Source organism: Streptomyces litmocidini (assembly GCF_014649755.1).
In the GTDB taxonomy this organism is placed as follows: domain Bacteria; phylum Actinomycetota; class Actinomycetes; order Streptomycetales; family Streptomycetaceae; genus Streptomyces; species Streptomyces litmocidini.
Map to the genome: position 1 here is coordinate 22174 of NZ_BMTQ01000029.1, position 18103 is coordinate 40276.

7 protein-coding genes are annotated in these 18103 nt (G+C 75.6%); all 7 read right to left on the reverse strand.

Going from position 1 to position 18103, the window contains the following annotated elements; translation table 11 throughout:
• Nucleotides 1–69 precede the first annotated feature (69 nt).
• Nucleotides 70–285, reverse strand: coding sequence for an MbtH family protein (locus tag IE180_RS34500; protein WP_030691765.1), 216 nt, complete (start codon nt 283–285; stop codon nt 70–72).
• The gene (locus IE180_RS34505; protein WP_190160900.1) at nt 282–7415 is read right to left on the reverse strand and encodes a non-ribosomal peptide synthetase; all 7134 of its coding nucleotides are present in this window, start codon (nt 7413–7415) and stop codon (nt 282–284) included. The genes IE180_RS34500 and IE180_RS34505 overlap by 4 nt, the downstream gene beginning before the upstream one ends.
• A 777-nt stretch (nt 7416–8192) precedes the next feature.
• Nucleotides 8193–13718 (reverse strand): condensation domain-containing protein, encoded by a 5526-nt coding sequence (locus tag IE180_RS34510; protein WP_229861201.1) that lies wholly within the window; start codon nt 13716–13718, stop codon nt 8193–8195.
• A 95-nt stretch (nt 13719–13813) separates the two neighbouring features.
• Nucleotides 13814–15715 (reverse strand): non-ribosomal peptide synthetase, encoded by a 1902-nt coding sequence (locus IE180_RS34520; protein WP_190160901.1) that lies wholly within the window; start codon nt 15713–15715, stop codon nt 13814–13816.
• A gap of 8 nt (nt 15716–15723) precedes the next feature.
• Nucleotides 15724–16758 (reverse strand): TauD/TfdA family dioxygenase, encoded by a 1035-nt coding sequence (locus IE180_RS34525; protein WP_190160902.1) that lies wholly within the window; start codon nt 16756–16758, stop codon nt 15724–15726.
• A 47-nt stretch (nt 16759–16805) separates the two neighbouring features.
• Nucleotides 16806–17591 (reverse strand): thioesterase II family protein, encoded by a 786-nt coding sequence (locus IE180_RS34530; RefSeq protein ID WP_190160903.1) that lies wholly within the window; start codon nt 17589–17591, stop codon nt 16806–16808.
• Nucleotides 17591–18103 (reverse strand): phosphopantetheine-binding protein (locus tag IE180_RS34535; protein WP_190160904.1); only part of this gene is annotated, 513 nt, incomplete at its 5' end. The genes IE180_RS34530 and IE180_RS34535, both read right to left, overlap by 1 nt.

Genomic DNA, 18103 nt, shown 5'->3' on the forward strand with positions numbered 1-18103 from the left:
GCGGGAACGGAAGAAGCGCCGTGCCCCGCATCGACTGCGGGACACGGCGCTCCGGCCGGGGGGGGCGGGTCAGGCGTACTGGGCGACGAGGCTCCGGGGGCGGATGTCGGTCCAGTGGGCGGTGATGTACTCCAGGGCCTCGGCGCGGCCACCGGCGCCCCAGACGCTGGTCCAGCCCGCCGGGACGTCCGCGAAGGCGGGCCACAGGGAGTGCTGGCCCTCGTCGTTCACGACGACGTGGAAGGTGCCCTCGGCGTTGTCGAACGGGTTGACGGACTCGCTCATGACTGGCTCCTCGTTTCTTCCTTCTGAAGCGCGGAGAGTTTCTCCGCGACTATTCTTCCGATTGTTTCGAGAGGTTCCGGTTCGGCCATCTGAAGGTGGCCGCATTCGAGGGTGTGATTGTCTATGACGCCCTCGGTGAAGGGAATCCAGGTGGCGGCGAGGGCGCCTTCGGGCTCCCCCGGCCGGCGGGCGGTGAAGAACAGCGTGTCGGCGTCGGCGACGCCCGGCACGTGGCGCGCCATGAGGGCGGCGTGCGTCTCGGAGGCGCGGAGCACCGCCCGGAGTTCCGCGTCGGAGAACCCGGCGAGGACCGGGTCCTCGCGGCGGATCTCCTCCAACTCCGCGGCGGGGTCCCCGGCGTCCGCGGGCCGGGCCGTCGCCGCCCGCTCCTCGGGCGGGAGCACGGAGACGCTTCCGGGACCGGTCTGGTGGACGTCCATCAGCGCGAGCAGTTCGACCCGCTCGCCCGCCTCGCGGAGCCGTACGGCCATGGCGTGGGCGACGAGGCCGCCGTACGACCAGCCGAGCAGCCGGTACGGGCCCCAGGGCTGGATCCGCCGGATCTGCTCCAGGTAGTCGTCGGCCATCGCCCCGACGCCGCGCGGCCGGTGGTCGGGCTCGCTCAGCGCGCGGGCCTGCAGCGCGTACAGGGGCTGGTCGTTTCCGAGGTGGCGGGCGAGACCGGCGTAGGCCCAGCCGACGCCGGTGCCGGGGTGGACGCAGAACAGCGGGCGGCGGGTGCCGCGGGTGCTGAGCGGGAGCAGGACGCCCAGGGCCGCGGCCGTGCCGTCTCCGTCGTCCTCCGGCAGGCCGAGGAGCCCGGCGGGGGTGGGCAGGCGGAACAGGTCGCGGACGGTGCGTTCGATGCCGAGGACGCCGCGGATCCGGTTGACCAGGCGGACGCCGAGCAGCGAGTGGCCGCCCAGGGCGAAGAAGTTGTCGTCGATGCCGACCCGGGGCACGTCGAGGATCTCGGCGAAGAGCGCGCACAGCACCTCCTCGCGGGCGTTGCGGGGCTGCCGGCCGCCCTCGGCGGCGGGACGGCACGGGGCGGGGAGCGCCGTGCGGTCGGGTTTGCCGTTGACGGTCAGCGGCAGGGCGTCGAGGACGACGACGGCGGACGGCACGAGGTGCTCGGGGAGCGCGGCGCGCGCCCCGGCGAGCAGTTCGGCCTCGGTGACCGCCGTGTCCGCGCGGGGGACGACGTAGCCGACGAGGCTCTTCTCCCCGGGCCGGTCCTCGCGGACCACGACGAGGGCTTGGCCGACCGAGGGGTGCGCGGCGAGGGCCCGCTCGACCTCTCCGGGTTCGATCCGCACGCCGCGCAGCTTGATCTGGCCGTCGGCCCTGCCGAGGAACCGGAGTTCGCCCGCGGGGGTCCACAGCACGCGGTCGCCCGTGCGGTACATGCGGCTGCCGTCGCCCTCGAACGGGTCGGGGACGAACCGTTCGGCGGTCAGTCCGGCCCGGCCGACGTAGCCGCGGGCCACGTGTGCGCCGGCGATGTACAGCTCGCCGGGGACGCCCGGGGGGACGGGGCGCAGGGCGTCGTCGAGGACGTGGCTGCGGGTGTTGTCCATCGGCCGCCCGAGGTGGAGTCCGGCGCCCCGCAGGGTGCGTTCGCCGGTGCCGAACCACTGGTTGTGGGAGGCGAAGGTGGTCTCGGTGGGGCCGTAGGAGTGGACGAGGACGGTGTCCGGGCAGTGGGTGAGGACCCGTTGGACGGCGGCCGGGCCGGCGACGTCGCCGCCGGTCCACACCTCGCGCAGCAGCCGGAGGGTGTCCAGGCCCTCGTCGGCCATGACGTGGAAGAGGCCGACGGTGAAGTAGGCGGCGGTGACGCCGTGTTCGCGGACGGCGCGGGCGGTCTCGGCCAGGTCCGTGCCGTCGCCGCGGGTGAGGACGAGGCTGCCGCCGTTCAGGAGCGGCACCCAGATCTCGAAGACGGAGGCGTCGAAGCCGGTCGCCGAGTGGACGAGCATCCGGGGCGCTCCCCCGGCACGGACGTCGCGGTCCCCGGCGAGTTCCACGACGTTGCGGTGGGTGACGCCGACGCCCTTCGGCCGGCCCGTCGACCCGGACGTGAACATCACGTACATCAGGTCGTCCCCGGTGGCGCGGGAGTCCTCGCCGGGCGACTCCCCCACGGCGCCGGGCGGGTCCACCGGCAGCACCGTCGGGACGGCTCTCCCGGCGCCCTCGGCGTGGTCCGGTTCGGTCGCCACCACGCGTGCCCCGGCGTCCTCCAGCATCAACCGGATCCTGGCCTCGGGGAGGCGCGGGTCCAGCGGGAGGTAGGCGGCGCCGCACTTGAGGACCGCGAGGGCCGTCACCACCAGGGACACGCCCCGCTCCAGGAGGACGCCGACGGTGTCGCCGCGGCGCACGCCGGCGGTCCGGAGGCGGGCGGCCAGCGCGTCGGCACGGGCGTCGAGCGCCCCGTAGCCGACGGTCTCCTCGTCGGTGATCAGCGCGGGCGCGTCGGGGGTGCGCGCGGCCCGGCGGCCGATCAGCCCGTGGACCGTCTCCGGCGCGCCGGGGGTCACGGTGGCGGTGTCGTTGTACTCGTCGACCAGCAGGAACCGGTCGGCGGCGGTGAACAGGTCGACGTCCCCGATCCGTACGCCGGGATCGGCCGCGGCGGCCCGCAGGGTCCGCTCCAGGTGGGCGGCGAGCAGCGCGGCGGTGGGGGCGTCGAACAGGTCCGTGGCGTATTCGAGGCCGCCGGTCAGGCCGGCGGGCCGGCCTTCCGCGTCCCGCCGCTCGTCGAGGGCGAAGGTCAGGTCGAACTTGGTGGAGACGGTGTCGAGGAGCGCCGGTCCGCCCTCCTGGAAGAGGCTCTTGGCGGCGGCCGCGCCGGGGACGTCGCTCGTGTAGTCGTGGTGGAGCTGGACGACGATCTGGGCCAGCGGGTGGTGGGCGGTGGTGCGGACCGGGTTGAGGTGCTCGACGACCCGGTCGAAGGGGAGCTCCTGGTGCCCGTAGGCGGCGAGGTCGGTCCGCCGGACCCGGTCGAGGAGTTCGGCGAAGGTGGGGTCGCCGGAGGTGTCGGTGCGCAGCACCAGGGTGTTGACGAAGAAGCCGACCAGGTCGCCGAGCGTCTCGTCGTCGCGTCCGGCGGTCATGGTGGCGAGCGGCAGGTCGGTGCCCGCGCCGTGCCGGGTGAGGACGGCGGCCAGGGCGGCCTGGAGGACCATGAGGAGGGTGGCGCCGCCGCGCCGGGCGACGGCTTCGAGGGCCTGGTGGGTGGCGGCGTCGACGGTGACGGGGGCGCGGCCGCCGCGGTGGGTGGCCTCGGCGGGCCGGGGGCGGGCGGAGGGGAGGTCGAGCACGGCGGGGGCGCCGGCGAGGGTCTTCTCCCAGAAGGCGAGGTGCTCCTCGGCGGCCGGGCCGTCGAGGAGGTCGCGCTGCCAGAGGGTGTAGTCGGCGTACTGGACGGGCAGCGGCCGCCAGGCGGGGTCCTGGCCCTCGACACGGGCGCGGTAGGCGGTGGTGAGGTCGGCGAGGAGGGGGCCGGTGGACCAGCCGTCGGCGGCGATGTGGTGGACGAGCAGGACCAGGACCTGTCCGCCGCCGTCGTCGGGGGTGACGAGGGTGGCGCGCAGGGGCGTCTCCTCGGCGAGGTCGAAGACGTGTCCCGCGGCTTCGGCGACGGCGTCCGGGAGCCGGTCGGCGGGGACGGACCGCAGGTCGAGAGGGGGCCGGACGGCGGGCAGGATCTCCTGGTGGGGTTCGCCGTCGACGCTGCGGCAGCGGGTGCGGAGCACCTCGTGCCGGTCGGAGAGGTCGGTGAGGGCCTCGGCGAGCGCGCGGGCGTCGAGGGGCCGGACCGGCCGGAGGACGAGGGGGATGTTGTAGGAGGCGCTGGGGCCTTCGAGGGTGTCGAGGAACCACAGCCTGCGCTGGGCGTACGACAGGGGGACGCGCTCGGGCCGGTCGGCGCGCGGGACGGGCCGGGGGCGCGTGGTGTCGGGCGCGCCGGTCGTCTCCGGGGCGGTGGACCGGGCGGCGATGCGGCGGGCGAGGGCGTCGGGGGTGGGCGCGAGGAGCAGGTCGCGGACCTGGACGTCGACGCCGAGGCGGGCGCGGATCCGGTTGGCGAGGCGCACGCCGCTCATGGAGTGGCCGCCGATGGTGAAGAAGCCCTCGTGGGGGCCGACCCTGTCGAGGCCGAGGACCTCGGCGAAGAGTCCCCGCAGGGTGTCGGTGTGCGGCGCGGGAGGCTCCGTGCCGACGGGCGCCGTCGCCTTCTCGGTGGTCTCGGCGGTGCGGGCGCGCCGCTCGTCCAGGGCCTGCCGGGTGGCGGGGTCGACGAGGCGGGTGTCCTGGACCGGGGCCCCGGGGTGCTCGGCGGCGGCGCGCAGGGCGCGCTCCAGGGCGGCGAGCAGGACGCGGGCGGTGTCCTCGTCGAGGACGTCGCGCGCGTACTCCAGGCCGAGCCGCAGTCCGGCGGGGGCGCCGTCGGCGTCGCGGAGTTCCTCGAAGGCGGCCGTGAGGTCGAACTTGGTGGTGGCCGGTCCTTCGCCGGCGAAACGGCCCGCGATCGCGCCGAGGCGGAACGGTCCGGCGTCGGGGCCCGTGGTCCGCAGGGTGAGCATCACCTGGAAGAGGGGGTGGACGCCGGGCCTGCGGGGCGGGTTGAGGTGCTCCACGAGGAGGTCGAAGGGCAGCCGCTGGTGGGCGAAGGCGGCGAGGTCGGTGTCGCGGACCCGGCGCAGGAGTTCGGTGAAGGCGGGGTCGCCGGTGGTGTCGGTGGGCAGCACCAGGGTGTTGACGAAGAAGCCGACCAGGTCGTCGAGGGCCTCGTCGTCGCGTCCGGCGACGGGGGTGCCGAGGACGGTGCGCTCCCCGGCGCCGGTGGCGCGCAGGGCGAGCGCGAGCGCGGACTGCAGCACCATGAGCAGGCTGGCGTCGTGCTCCTCGGCGAGGCGGACGAGCCGGGCGTGGACGTCCGTTTCGACGGTGGTGGTGACCAGGCCGCCGTCGTGGCCGCGGACGGCGGGCCGGGGCCGGTCGAGGGGCAGGTCGGTCGCGGCGGGCAGGCCGTCCAGGGCCGTGCGCCAGTGGGCGAGGCCCCGGGCGACGACGGAGTCGGGGTCGGCGGTGTCGCCCAGGAGGTCGTTCTGCCAGAGCGTGTAGTCGGCGTACTGGACGGGCAGCGGCTCCCGTTCGGGGGCGCGGCCCTCGGAGCGGGCGGCGTAGGCGTGGGCGAGGTCGGTCATCAGCGGTTCGAGGGACCAGCCGTCGCCGGCGACGTGGTGGAGCAGGACGGCCAGGGTGGCGCCGGAACCGTCGTCCGGCAGGAACAGGGCGACGCGCAGGGGAAGTTCGCGGGACAGGTCGAAGGTCTCGGCCGCGAACCGGGCGACCCGCTCGGCGCGCTCCCCCGCCGGGCACTCGACGGTGCGCAGCCGGACGGCGGCGGGGGCGAGGACGTGCTGGTACGGCTCGTCCTCGGGGACGAGGAAGACGGTGCGCAGCACCTCGTGCCGTTCGGCGACGTCGGCCACGGCGGCGGCGAGCGCGGCCCGGTCGGGGACGGTCTCCAGGTGGAGGACGATCGGCATGTTGTACGCGGCGGAGGGTCCGTCGAGCTGGCCGACCAGCCACAGCCGGCGCTGGGCGTGCGAGAGCGGGACCCGGTCCTCGACGGGGAGGGGTTCCTCGTCGACGACGGGCAGGCGCGGGTCGGCGGTGCGCAGCGCCTTGCGGTTGATCTTGCCGGAGCTGGTGCGGGGCAGGGCGACGACGATCGAGACGGCGGGCACGGCGGCCGCCGGCATCCGCGTGCGCACCCGGTCGCGCAGCTCCTCCGCCTCCACGCCGCCCTCGGTCACCACGAACGCGACGAGGCGCTTCACGCCGTCGCCGTCCTGCTGGGCGACGACGGCGGCCTCCCGGACCTTCGGGTGCCCGGCGAGGACGGAGTCGACGGCGGCGGGGTCGATGCGTTGACCGCCGATCTTCACCTCGTCGTCGAGACGGCCGTGGTACAGGATCTGCCGGTCCTCGCCGATGGTGACGAGGTCGCCGGTGCGGTAGGCGCGCTCGCCGTCGAGCACGGTGAAGCGGCGGGCGTTCAGCTCGGGCCGGTGGAGGTAGCCGCGGGTCAGGCCGCCGCCGAGCAGCCACAGTTCGCCGTCGACGACGGCGGCGCGGACACCGGGCAGCGGCCGGCCGATGGGAACGGGCCCGGCGTCGTGCCGGCTGAGGTCGGCGACGGTGGCCACGACGGTGGTCTCGGTGGGCCCGTAACCGTTGAGCAGACGGATCCGGTCCCCGACCAGGGCGCGCCACTGGGCGACCCGCTCGGGCAGGGCGGCCTCGCCGTAGATCATGACGGTGCGCAGGCGGTCGGGGAGGCGGACGGAGCCGGTGGTGAGGACGTGGACGAGCTCGTGCCAGTAGGCGGCGGGCAGGTCGAGGTAGGTGATCCCGTGCCGGGCGCAGCCCGCGAGGAGTTCGCTCACGTCCAGCATGTCGTCGGTGCGCAGCACGAGGGTGCCGCCGGCGCCGAGGGTCGTGAAGACCTCCTGGACGCTGGCGTCGAAGTGGAGCGGGCTGAACTGGAGGACGGCGTCGGCGGCGCCGATGCCGTACGCGGGGGTCGCCCCGGCGATGAAGTGGGCCAGCGAATCATGGGCGACGACCACGCCGTTGGGGGTGCCGGTGGACCCGGAGGTGTAGATGACGTAGGCCGCGCCCTCTCCGGCGCCGGGGCCGCCGAGGACGAGCTCGCCGTGCCGGGCGACGTCCGCGGGCGCCGGTGCCAGGTCGCCGCAGGCGTCCTTGAGGATCGCCTCGTTGCGGGCGTCGGGGGCCTGGACGTCGAGGGGCAGATAGGCGGCGCCGGTGGTGAGGACGGCGAGGAGCCCGACGATCGCGTCGATGCCGCGGGGCCGGTGGAGGGCGACGAGCCGGCCCGGCCCCGCGCCCTGCGCGGTGAGCACCCGGGCCCGGTCCGCCACGGCGGCGGCGAGCTCGGCGTAGGTCAGGCGGGCGTCGGCGTGGACCAGGGCGGTGGCGTCGGGGCGGGTACGCGACTGGTGGGCGATCAGGTCGAGCACGGGCGGCGCGGGGGCGGGAGAGGGTCCGCCGTCGAGCAGGTCTTCCGTTCTGCTGGGGGGCATGCTGAGTTCCTCCGGTAAGGGGCCGAGAGACCGGGGCGAACGGTTCCTCTCGCCTCCGTGGCTCCCACGCTAGGCGCGCGGCGGCTCCTCCCTGGGCAGTCGGCCCGGCAGCTCGGATCGGCAGAAGGCGCGCGCCGGGAGCTGCCGGTGGCGGATCGGCGCGTGTCCGCACCGCGCGCCGGGGGACGTGGCGCGCGGTGCGGTGCCGCGAGACACCCGTCCGGCCGGTGGGCGTTGCCGGCGGGGACGGCTCTGCGGGGGTCCCGACGGTACGGCGCACACCTGCGTCACGGCACGGGAGTGGCCGGTCGGCGACGTCCTGGAGGAGGAGCCCGCGCGGATCCTCCGGGGTGCCCCGCTCGACCGGATGCGGCAGGCCGTCCGCGAGGAGGTGGGGCCCCGGGCGCGGTCCCGCGCCGGCCGCCCGGAGGTCCGCGGACCCTCGAAGGTCCACGGGCCCGAGCCGGAACGCTCACCGGACACCGGGCCCTGCGGACCGTGCGACTGCCCGCGGGGCGGCGACGATCCCACCCCGCGGTGCGTTCCCGACGGCTGTCCGCGGAGCCGTGAGCCGGGCATGTGCCCGCAGGGCTGCGGCCCCGACCGGTTCCGCGCACCGGACTTCGAGGAGCAGGGGGCGGGCGGCGCCTCCGCCTCACGCGCCTGGCCCCGCACCAGGTGTGCGCCGTGCCGGCCGGTGCGGGGTCGGGCGCGGGAGCCTCCGGCGCCGGCGAGGGGCGCCGTCCCGTGGGCGCGGGCATCTCCCGCGGCGGGTTCTCAGTCGGACCGGCGTGCTCCCGCCGCCGTGCGGCGGCGCAGTGCCGGGGCGGCGGCCGCGCGGGCCGTCGCGGTGTGCGGGGCCCGGTCGACGGGCGTGTCCGCGTCGGCCAGGCGCCCGGCCAGGGCCCTCGCCGTCGGGTTGCGGAAGACGTCCCGCAGGGTGAGGTCCCGGCCGAACTCGGCGCGGATCCGGTTGAGGAGCCGTACCGCGAGCAGCGAGTGCCCGCCCGACTTGAAGAAGTTGTCGTCCCGGCCGAGGGGACGGCCGCCGAGGACGTCCCGGAAGATCCCGAGGAGGCGCTCCTCCCGGGCGTCCGGGCCCGCCGCCGGGCCCGGGGTCTCGGGGAGGACGTCGGCGTGGGCGCCGGGTGCGGGCAGTCGGGGCACGACGACGACGCGGGCGGGGGCCAGGTACTCGGGCAGCCGCTCGGCGGCCCAGCGGCGCAGCGCCGTCTCGTCGGCGCCGCCGGGGAGGCGGGTGACGTAGGCGTAGGGCCGGTCGTCGCGGACGGCGACGGCCGCTCCGGTCACGTGGGGGTGGCGGCCGAGCACGTCCTCGACGTGGCCGGGTTCCACCGGGTAGCCGCCGGCGGTGAGGGTGGCCACCGGCCGCAGGCTCCCGTCGGGCCGGGCGTAGGCCTTGCGGCCGGTGGCGCGCAGGCCGCCCCCGGGGGTCCGTTCGTGGACCTCGCCGGGCACCCGTACGGGCGCGGGTCGTCCCCGCCCGTCGAGGACGACCTCCGGGCCGGCGGGGGCCGGCGGGCCGTACGGCGTGTCGGAGAGCGCGGTGCCGGGGTCGGCGGCGAGCGCGTCGAGGGTCTCGGTGAGGCGCCGGGCCAGCAGGGCGGCGGTGTCCGCGTCGTAGAGGGCGGTGGCGTATTCCAGGGCGCCCCGCAGTCCGGCCGGCCGGCCGTCCGCGTCGACGAGTTCGGTGAGCGCGAAGGTGAGGTCGGACTTGGCGCCCGCCGCGCTGAACGCGACCGGTTCGCCGTCGAGGACGGACGGGTTCCCGGCCCCGGTGGTCGCCGCGTGCACCTGCAGCATGACCTGGACGAGGGGGGCGTGGGCGGCGGAGCGGTGCGGGCTGAGGTGTTCGACGAGGCGGTCGAAGGGCAGGTCCTGGTGGCTGTAGGCGGCGAGTCCGGTCTCGCGGACCCGGCGCACCAGTTCGGTGAAGTCGGGGTCGCCGGAGGTGTCGGTGCGCAGTACCAGCGTGTTGACGAAGAAGCCGACGAGCGGGTGCAGGGCGTCGTCCGCGCGGCCGGCGACGGTGGTGCCGATCGCGATGTCGGTGCCCGCGCCGTGCCGGGTGAGGAGGGCGGCGAGGGCGGCCTGCACGACCATGAAGAGGGTGGCGCCGCCGCCCCGGGCGCGGCGCAGCAGGGCTTGGTGGGTGGCGGCGCCGACCTCGAAGGCGGTGAGGGCGCCGGCTCCGTCGCTCTCGGCGGGGCGCGGCCGGTCGGTGGGCAGGGCGAGGAGCGGCGGCAGTCCGTCGAGGGCTTCGCGCCAGTGCGCCAACTGCTCTTCTGCGACGCCGTGTTCGCCGTCGAGGAGGTCGTGCTGCCAGAGGGTGTAGTCGGCGTACTGGACGGGCAGCGGCTCCCAGTCGGGGGCGCGGCCCTCGACGCGGGCGCGGTAGGCGGTGTCCAGGTCGGCGAGGAGGCAGGTGGTCGACCAGCCGTCGCCGGCGATGTGGTGGACGAGGAGCACCATGACCTGGCCGCCTCCGCCGTCCGTCACCAACGTGGCCCGGAAGGGGATGTCGGCGGCGAGGTCGAAGACGTGTCCGGCGGCGGCGTCGACGGCCGCGCGCACGGCGTCGGGCCCGTCGGCCCCGACCTCGTGGAGCACCGGTGTCACACCGGTCAGCACCTGCTGGTACGGCTCGCCGTCCGCCGTCCGGTACACGGTGCGCAGCACCTCGTGCCGGGCGGCGACGTCCGCCAGGGCGGCGGCGAGGACGGCCGGCTCGACGGGGCGGTGCAGCCGGGTCACCACGGGGATGTTGTACGTGGCGCCGGGGCCTTCGAGCCGGTCCAGGAACCAGAGGCGGAGCTGGGCGGCGGACAGGGGGAGGCGTGCGGGGCGCAGCGCGTCGGGGACGGGCCGCAGCGGGGGGCGGGCGGGTCCGTCGCCCTGTGTGCCGAGGCGGTGGAGGAGCTGCCGGGGGGTGGGGGCGAGGAAGACGTCCCGGATGGCGGCCCGGAGGCCGAGGGCGCCGCGGATGCGGTTGGTGAGCTTGCCGGCGAGCAGGGAGTGCCCGCCGAGCTTGAAGAAGTTGTCGCCGGGCAGCACCTCGTCCCGGTCCAGGACCTCGGCGAAGAGGCCGCGGAGGATCTCCTCGCGGGGGTCCGCGGCGGAACGTGCCCCCGTCCCCCGGGCGTCCCGGGAGGTGGCGCGCCCGTTCTCGGCGAGGGCGAGGGCGCGCGCGAGTTCGTCGTGCCGGCGGTCGAGACCCCGGCGCTCCTCGACGGTGAGGAGGTCGACCTCGCTCAGCGGCGTGTCGTCGGCCCGCTCGGCGAAGGCGGTGAGCGCGCGCCGGAACAGGGCGAGCAGGAGCCGCGCGGTGTCCTCGTCGTACAGGTCCGTCGCGTAGTGCAGTCCGAGGAGCACTCCCCCGGGTTCGCCGTCGGTGTCGTGCGTCTCGACGCAGTGGAAGGCGAGGTCGAACTTGGCTCCGGCGAGGTCGGCGCCGTCCGTCACGCCGGTGAGGGGGCCGAGGCGGACGGTCGTGTCCCGCGCGGTCTGGGCGCTGACCATCACCTGGAAGAAGGGGTGCCTGCCGAGGGAGCGTTCGGGATTGAGGTCCTCGACCAGGAGGTCGAAGGGCAGGTCGTCGTGGGCGAAGGCCGCCAGGTCCCCGTCCCGGACGCGCCGCACGAGGTCGGCGAGGGTGGGGTCCCCGGACAGGTCGGTGCGCAGGGCGAGGGTGTTCACGAAGAACCCGACGAGGTCGTGCAGGTCCTGCTCGGGCCGGCCGGCCACCGCCGTGCCGACGACGACGTCCTCGCCCGCGCCCGCCGCCCGCAGGGCGAGGGCGAGGGCGGCGCGGACGACCATGAAGAACGTGACCCGGCTGTTGCGGGCGACGCCGGCGAGCGCCCGGTGGGCGAGGGCGTCCAGCTCGGCCGTCACGACCGCGCCCCGGCGGCTGGGCTCGGTGGGCCGGGGCCGGTCGGCGGGCAGCCGCGTCTCGGCCGGGATCCCGTCCAGGGCCTTGCGCCAGTACGCCAGCTGGTCCTCTCGTACGCCGTGTTCGCCGTCGAGGAGGTCGTGCTGCCAGAGGGTGTAGTCGGCGTACTGGACGGGCAGCGGCTCCCAGTCGGGGGCGCGGCCCTCGGCGCGGGCGCGGTAGGCGGTGTCCAGGTCGGCGAGCAGGGCGCCCACGGACCAGCCGTCCGTGGCGATGTGGTGGACCGAGAGGACGAGGACCGCCGTACCGTCCGCGACTGTGAACAGCTTGGCGCGCAGGGGGAGTTCGCGGGTCACGTCCAGCGGGATCCCGGCGAAGTCGGTCGCCCGCTCCTGCGCGTCCCGCGGCGCGGCGCACTCCTCGACCTCGACCCGTACGTCCGGGGCGTCCAGGACCAGCTGGTACGGCTCTCCGTCCCGTACCGGACAGATCGTCCGCAGCACCTCGTGACGGCGCATCACGTCCCGTACGGCCGCCTCCAGGACGGTCGTCTCGGGCCGGGCGTCCAGGGTGAGCACCATGGGCGCGTTGTACGCCGAGGAGGGGCCCTCCAGCCGGCCCAGGAACCACAGCCGGCGCTGGGCGTACGACAGGGGGACCGGGTCGGGGCGCCGGCCGTCCGGCACCGGCCGCAGGGCCGGACGGCGGGGCCCGTCTCCGCGGGCTCCGAGGCGGCGGAGCAGCTGCCGGGGGGTGGGGGCGAGGAAGACGTCCCGGATGGCGGCCTGGAGGCCGAGGGCGCCGCGGATGCGGTTGGTGAGCTTGCCGGCGAGCAGGGAGTGCCCGCCGAGCTTGAAGAAGTTGTCCTCGGGGCGCACGTCGGTCCGGTCCAGGATCTCGGCGAACAGGCCGTTCAGGATCTCCTCGCGGGGGTCCCCGACGGAGCGGGACCCGGCCCGCTCGCTCCCGGACGCCTCCTGCCGGGGGACGGTGCGGGTGCGTGCCGCCTCGGAGAGGGCCCGGTGCCGGCGGTCGAGGGCGGTCCGCTCGTCGTCCGTGAGGAGTTCGATCCGGCTGAGGGGGGTGTCGTCCGACCCTTCGGCGAAGGCCGTCAGCGCGCGCCGGAACAGGGCGAGCAGGAGCCGCGCGGTGTCCTCGTCGTACAGGTCCGTCGCGTACTGCAGCCCGAGGAGCACCCCGCCCGGCTCGCCCCGGGCGTCGAGGGTCTCCTGGCAGTGGAAGCTCAGGTCGAACTTGGCGGTGGCCAGGTCCGCGTCGTCGAGGACGGCGGGGACGGTCCCGAGCCGGACGGTCTCGTCCCCCTGCCGGGCCTGCGCGCTCAGCATGACCTGGAAGAACGGGTGGCGGCCGAGGGAGCGTTCGGGGTTGAGGTCCTCGACGAGGAGGTCGAAGGGCAGGTCCTCGTGGGCGAACGCGATCAGGTCCGTCTCGCGGACGCGGTCCACGAGCGCGCCGAGGCCGGGGTCTCCCGAGAGGTCGGTGCGCAGGGCGAGGGTGTTCACGAAGAACCCGACGAGGTCGTGCAGGTCCTCCTCGGGCCGGCCGGCCACCGGGGTGCCGACGACGACGTCCTCGCCCGCGCCCGCCGCCCGCAGGGCGAGGGCGAGCGCGGCCCGGGCCACCAGGAAGAACGTGCCGCGCCGGGAGCGCGCGAGGGAGGCGAGGGCCCGGTGGACGCCGGCGTCCAGCTCCGCCGAGACCACCGCTCCCCGGTGGCTGGGTTCCGTGGGCCGGGGCCGGTCGGCGGGCAGCCGCGTCTCGGCCGGGATCCCGTCCAGGGCCTTGCGCCAGTGGGCGAGCTGTTCGTGCGCGGTGCTGTCGGGGTCCTCGGGGTCCCCGAGCATGTCCCGCTGCCACAGGGCGTAGTCCGCGTACTGGACGGGAAGCGGCTCCCGGACGGGGGCGCGGCCCTCGACGCGGGCGCGGTAGGCGGTGTCCAGGTCGGCGAGCAGGCAGCCCACCGACCAGCCGTCCGTGGCGATGTGGTGCACGAGGAGCACTAGGACGGCCGTCCCGTCGTCGACCTTGAACAGCCTCGCCCGGAGCGGCAGTTCGCGCGTCACGTCCACGGGGAGCCGGGCGAACGCCGTCGTCCTGGCCGCGACGTCCTCGCCCGCGCCGCACTCCTCCACGTCGAAGCGCACGTCGGCGTCGTCGAGGATCTCCTGGTACGGCTCCTCGTCCAGGGCCGGGTACACGGTCCGGAGCACCTCGTGACGCTCCACCACGTCCCGTACGGCCGCCCGGAGCGCGTCCGGGTCGGGCATCGATCCCAGCCGGAGCACCACCGGTGCGTTGTGGGCCGAAGAGGGACCCTCCAGCCGGTTCAGGAACCACAGGCGGCGCTGGGCGTAGGACAGGGGGATCACGGTGGCTGCTCCTCGTGAGTGGCGGGGGCGGGCGGGTGGGCCGGCGGCGGGGGCGGCGGTGCCGGCATGGGGTGGCGCGTCGGCGTCGACCGCGGTCAGGCATCCCGGGCGGCCAGCAGCTCCTCGATGTGGGCGGCGAGGTCGCGCAGCCGCGGGTGGGCGTACACGGCCTTCACCGGGAGCGCCACGGACAGTTCGACCCGCACCCGGGAGACCAGCTTGATGGCGAGCAGGGAGTGACCGCCGAGCTTGAAGAAGTTGTCGTCCGGGCCGATCGACGCGGTGCCGAGGACCTGCGTCCACACGCGGGCGATCAGCTCTTCGGCCCGGCCCTTCAGGCCCTCGACTCCGGTGGCCCCGGGCTCCGTCTCCGCCGGGGCCGCGGAGCGGGCCGGGGCTTCGAGGCGGGTGGGCAGGGCGGACCGGTCGAGCTTGCCGCTGGGCGTCGTGGCGAAGCGGTCCACCGCGACGAACGCGCTCGGCACCATGTAGGAGGGCAGGCCGTCCGCGAGCGCGGCGCGCAGGACGGCGGCGTCTCCACCGCGGTGGTGGGCGATCAGGCAGGCGGTGCCGCCGGCGTCCTCGCCGAGGATCACGGCCGCCTCGGCGACGCCGTCGATCCGGGTGAGGGCGGCCTCGATCTCCGGGAGTTCGATGCGGTGTCCGCGCAGCTTGACCTGGCCGTCGGCGCGGCCGAGGTAGACGAGCCGGCCGTCGGGCAGCAGCCGGCAGCGGTCGCCGGTGCGGTACATGCGTCCGCCGGGGGTGTCCTCGGAGAGGTCGGCGACGAACCGCTCCGCCGTCAGTCCGGGCCGGCGCCGGTAGCCACGGCCCACGCGCGGGCCCGCGAGGTACAGCTCACCGGACTCCCCCGGCCCGACGGGGGCGAGCTTCTCGTCGAGCAGGCGCATCCGGAGCCCCGGCAGGACGGCGCCGATGTGCGGCTCCCCCGGTCGGTCGATCCAGCCGGCGGTGGAGTCGACGGTGCACTCGGTCGGCCCGTACACGTTGAGCGCGCGCAGCAGTCCTGAGCGGTGGGCGGCGACGAGCCTGTCCCACAGCGCCGGGCTGATCGCCTCGCCGCCGACGAGCAGGGTCAGCGGGCGCGGGCCGCCGTCCTCGGTGAGCAGGTCGAGGAGGGGGTCGGCGTGCGAGGGGGTGATGTCCAGGTCGGTGAGGGCCTGCTCGTCGACGAAGGCGGCGAGCAGGGAGGGGTCGCGGCGGGTCTCCTCGTCGATCATGACGAGGGTGTCGCCCCGGCAGAGCCGCGTCCACTGCTGGACGGAGGCGTCGAACGACGGGGAGGCGTTCCAGCCGACCCTGCCCCCCTCGCCGGTGGCGGCGCCCACCGCCTCCAGCTCCTTCAGCAGCAGGGAGGCGGCGCCGCGGCCGATCTCCACGCCCTTCGGGAGGCCGGTGGAACCGGAGGTGTAGATGACGTAGGCCAGGGTGCCCGCGGTGACGGCGACCGGCGCGTACGGGGACGGGGCCGGGCCGCCCGGGGCGGCCGTCAGCTCGGCGACCGTCACGGCGCGGGTGCCGGGTGCCGGGGAGCCGTCCGCTCCGTCCACGACCACCAGGTCGGCGCCGGAGTCCTCGACGAGGTAGCGGCGGCGGTCGGCGGGCAGCGCCGGGTCGACCGGCAGGTAGGCGGCGCCGGCGGTGAGCGTGCCGATGATCGCGGTCACCAGGGCGGCGCCCCGGGGCAGGCAGAGCGCCACGACGCTCTCCGGGCCGATGCCGAGGGCGGCGAGCCGGGCGGCGGTGGCGGAGGCCTCGGCGCGCAGCTCGTCGAAGGTGAGGCGGTCGGCGCCGGCGACGACGGCGGTGCGCCCGCCGGGGGCGGTGGCGAGCCGGGCGAGGAGGTCGGCGGCACCGGTACCGGCGGCGGCGCAGGCGGCGCAGGCGCAGGCGCCCGACGAGCAGGGGGCGATGGCCGGGACCGTGGAGAGGGCCGGGGCCGGGGCGGTGGAGCGCTCGGGGAGGACGGCGGTCATGGCGGGGCTCACCTTCCGTACAGGGTGGTGGAGGGGGCGGTGGTCGGGGAGCAGTCGGACAGCCGTACCGGCTCGCCCATGGCGACGAGGATCTTCCGGTCACCGGTGTACGACTCCCGGCCGTGCGCGCAGAGGATGTTGTCGACGAGCATCAGGTCACCCGCCTGCCAGCTCTCCCGCAGCGTGACCGCCTGGTACACGTCGTTGATCGCGTCCACCTCGGCGTCGGTGAGGGCGGTGCCGTCGCCCAGGCGGGTGTCGAAGGGCAGGCCGTCGGCGCCGAACGTGTCGGTGAGGACCTCGCGGACGTCCTCGTCGAGGCTGCGGGCGTTCCAGAACGCGAAGTGGTTGAACCAGGACCGTTCGCCGGTCACCGGGTGGGTGATGATCGCGGAGCGGCGCTGACGGGTGCGCAGGGTGTCCTCGTCGAGCCACTCGTAGCCGATCGCGTGGGCGTCGCAGTACTCCTCGGCGCCCGCCGGCTCCTCCGAGGAGAAGGCCTTGCGCCAGGGCATGCCCGCCAGGTCGGAGTAGTTGCGCACGAGGAGCCAGCCGGCCTCGGCGAACCGGTCGACCAGGTCCTGCGGGAGCAGGGCGAGCGCCCGGCGCATGTCGCCGACGGTGGTCGCGCCGCCGGTCTCGGGGGCGGTGACGCAGCCGAAGAGCAGCACGCCGGGGAAGTCCAGGGTGTAGCTGTTCTCGTTGTGCAGGCGGATCGGCTGGGCGGCCGGCAGGTCGGTGGAGGAGAACACCCCTTCGCCGAAGTCCGTGCGGGGAGTGGCCTTCTCCTTGTATCCGGCGCGCTGGGCGATCAGCGCGTCGCGCGCCTCGGCGAACGTCGCCGCGTCCGTCACCGGCAGCCCGCGCAGCATGACCGCGCCGGAGCGGTGCAGTTCGGCCTGGATGGCGGGGAGCCGGTCCGACAGCCAGGCGGCGGCCTCCGCCATGGTGTCGAAGGCGGGCGTCTCGACGAGGGCCGGCTTGCCGGACTCCCGGACGACGGTGATGCCGGCGGTGGCCGGGCTCTGGGCGTACGTGGTCATGGTGGTCTCCTCGTGATCCCTCGGGACGAAGGAAGGTTGACGGGCAATCAGGCGTTGCTGGGGGCGGAGGCGTGCAGGGTCTCCAGGACCGGGTTCAGGCGGGCGAAGAAGCCGGGCAGATCCTGCTGGAAGTAGAAGTGGTCACCGGCCAGCACCTGGGGCACCACCGGGTGGCCGGCCACCAGGGACCAGCCGTCGAGCATGTCGACCGGGACGATCGGGTCGGCGTCCCCGCCGAACACCGCGACCGGGCAGTCGAGCCGTACGGCCGGGGCGGTGCACCGGTAGGCGTCGTCGATGGCGAAGTCCGCGCGGATGGACGGCAGGACGATCTCGCGGAGCTCCTCGTCGTCGAGGATGCCGTCGTCGGTGCCGCCGCGCTCCTTGATGGCCGCGACCAGCTGGTCGTCGTCCAGCCGCTCCGGGTGCACCGGGCACTGGTTGGGGAGCACCGGCGCCCGGCAGGCGGAGGCGATCAGGCCCCGGGGGGCACGGCCGACGGCCTGCAGGGCACGGGTCACCTCGAAGGCGACCAGGGAGCCCATGCTGTGCCCGAGCACCACCAGGTCACCGGTGTCCGCGGGGAGCGCGTCGACCACGGGCAGCGCCAGGTCGTCGACGGACTCGGGCAGGTCCTCGCTGAAGCGGGCGCCGCGCCCCGGGTACTGGCCGACGAGCAGCCGCACGTCGGCCGGGAGGTGCTCGCGCCAGGCGCTGTACGCGTGCGCGTTGCCTCCGGCGTGCGGGAGCACGAGCAGCGACAGGCGGTGCGGCAGGTCGCCCGGCAGGTCCCAGACGACGTCCTCGGGGGCGGGGGTCGGGAAGGTGTTCATCAGCTGATCCGTTCTGTCGCGGTGGTGGTCCGGGGGGTGGTCCGGACGGCGGTCTCGGTCGTGACCGCCTCGGTCCCGGCGCGGCGCCGGAGGGCGGGGCGGGCCTTCCTCACCGGCACGGCCTTCAGGGATTCGATGTGCTCGGCGAGCCGGGCCGGGGTGGGGTGCTGGAAGACGTCGCGGATGGTGAGCCGGACGTCGAGGGCCCCGGCGATGTGGTTGGTGAGACGGGCACCCAGGAGGGAATGGCCGCCGTGGTGGAAGAAGTCGTCGTCGACGGTGAGGTCGGCGGTGGTGTCGAGGGTGCGGGCGAAGAGGGCGAGCAGGGTCTCCTCCAGCGGGGTGCGCGGGGCACGGCCGGTGGAGGCGACGGGGGCCGGCTCGGGCAGGGCCCGCTTGTCGACCTTGCCGTTGGGGGTCAGGGGCAGCCGGTCGAGGATCACGAGATGGGTGGGGACGAGGTGTTCGGGCAGCCGGTCGGTCACGTGCCGGCGGATCTCGTCGGGTGGCGT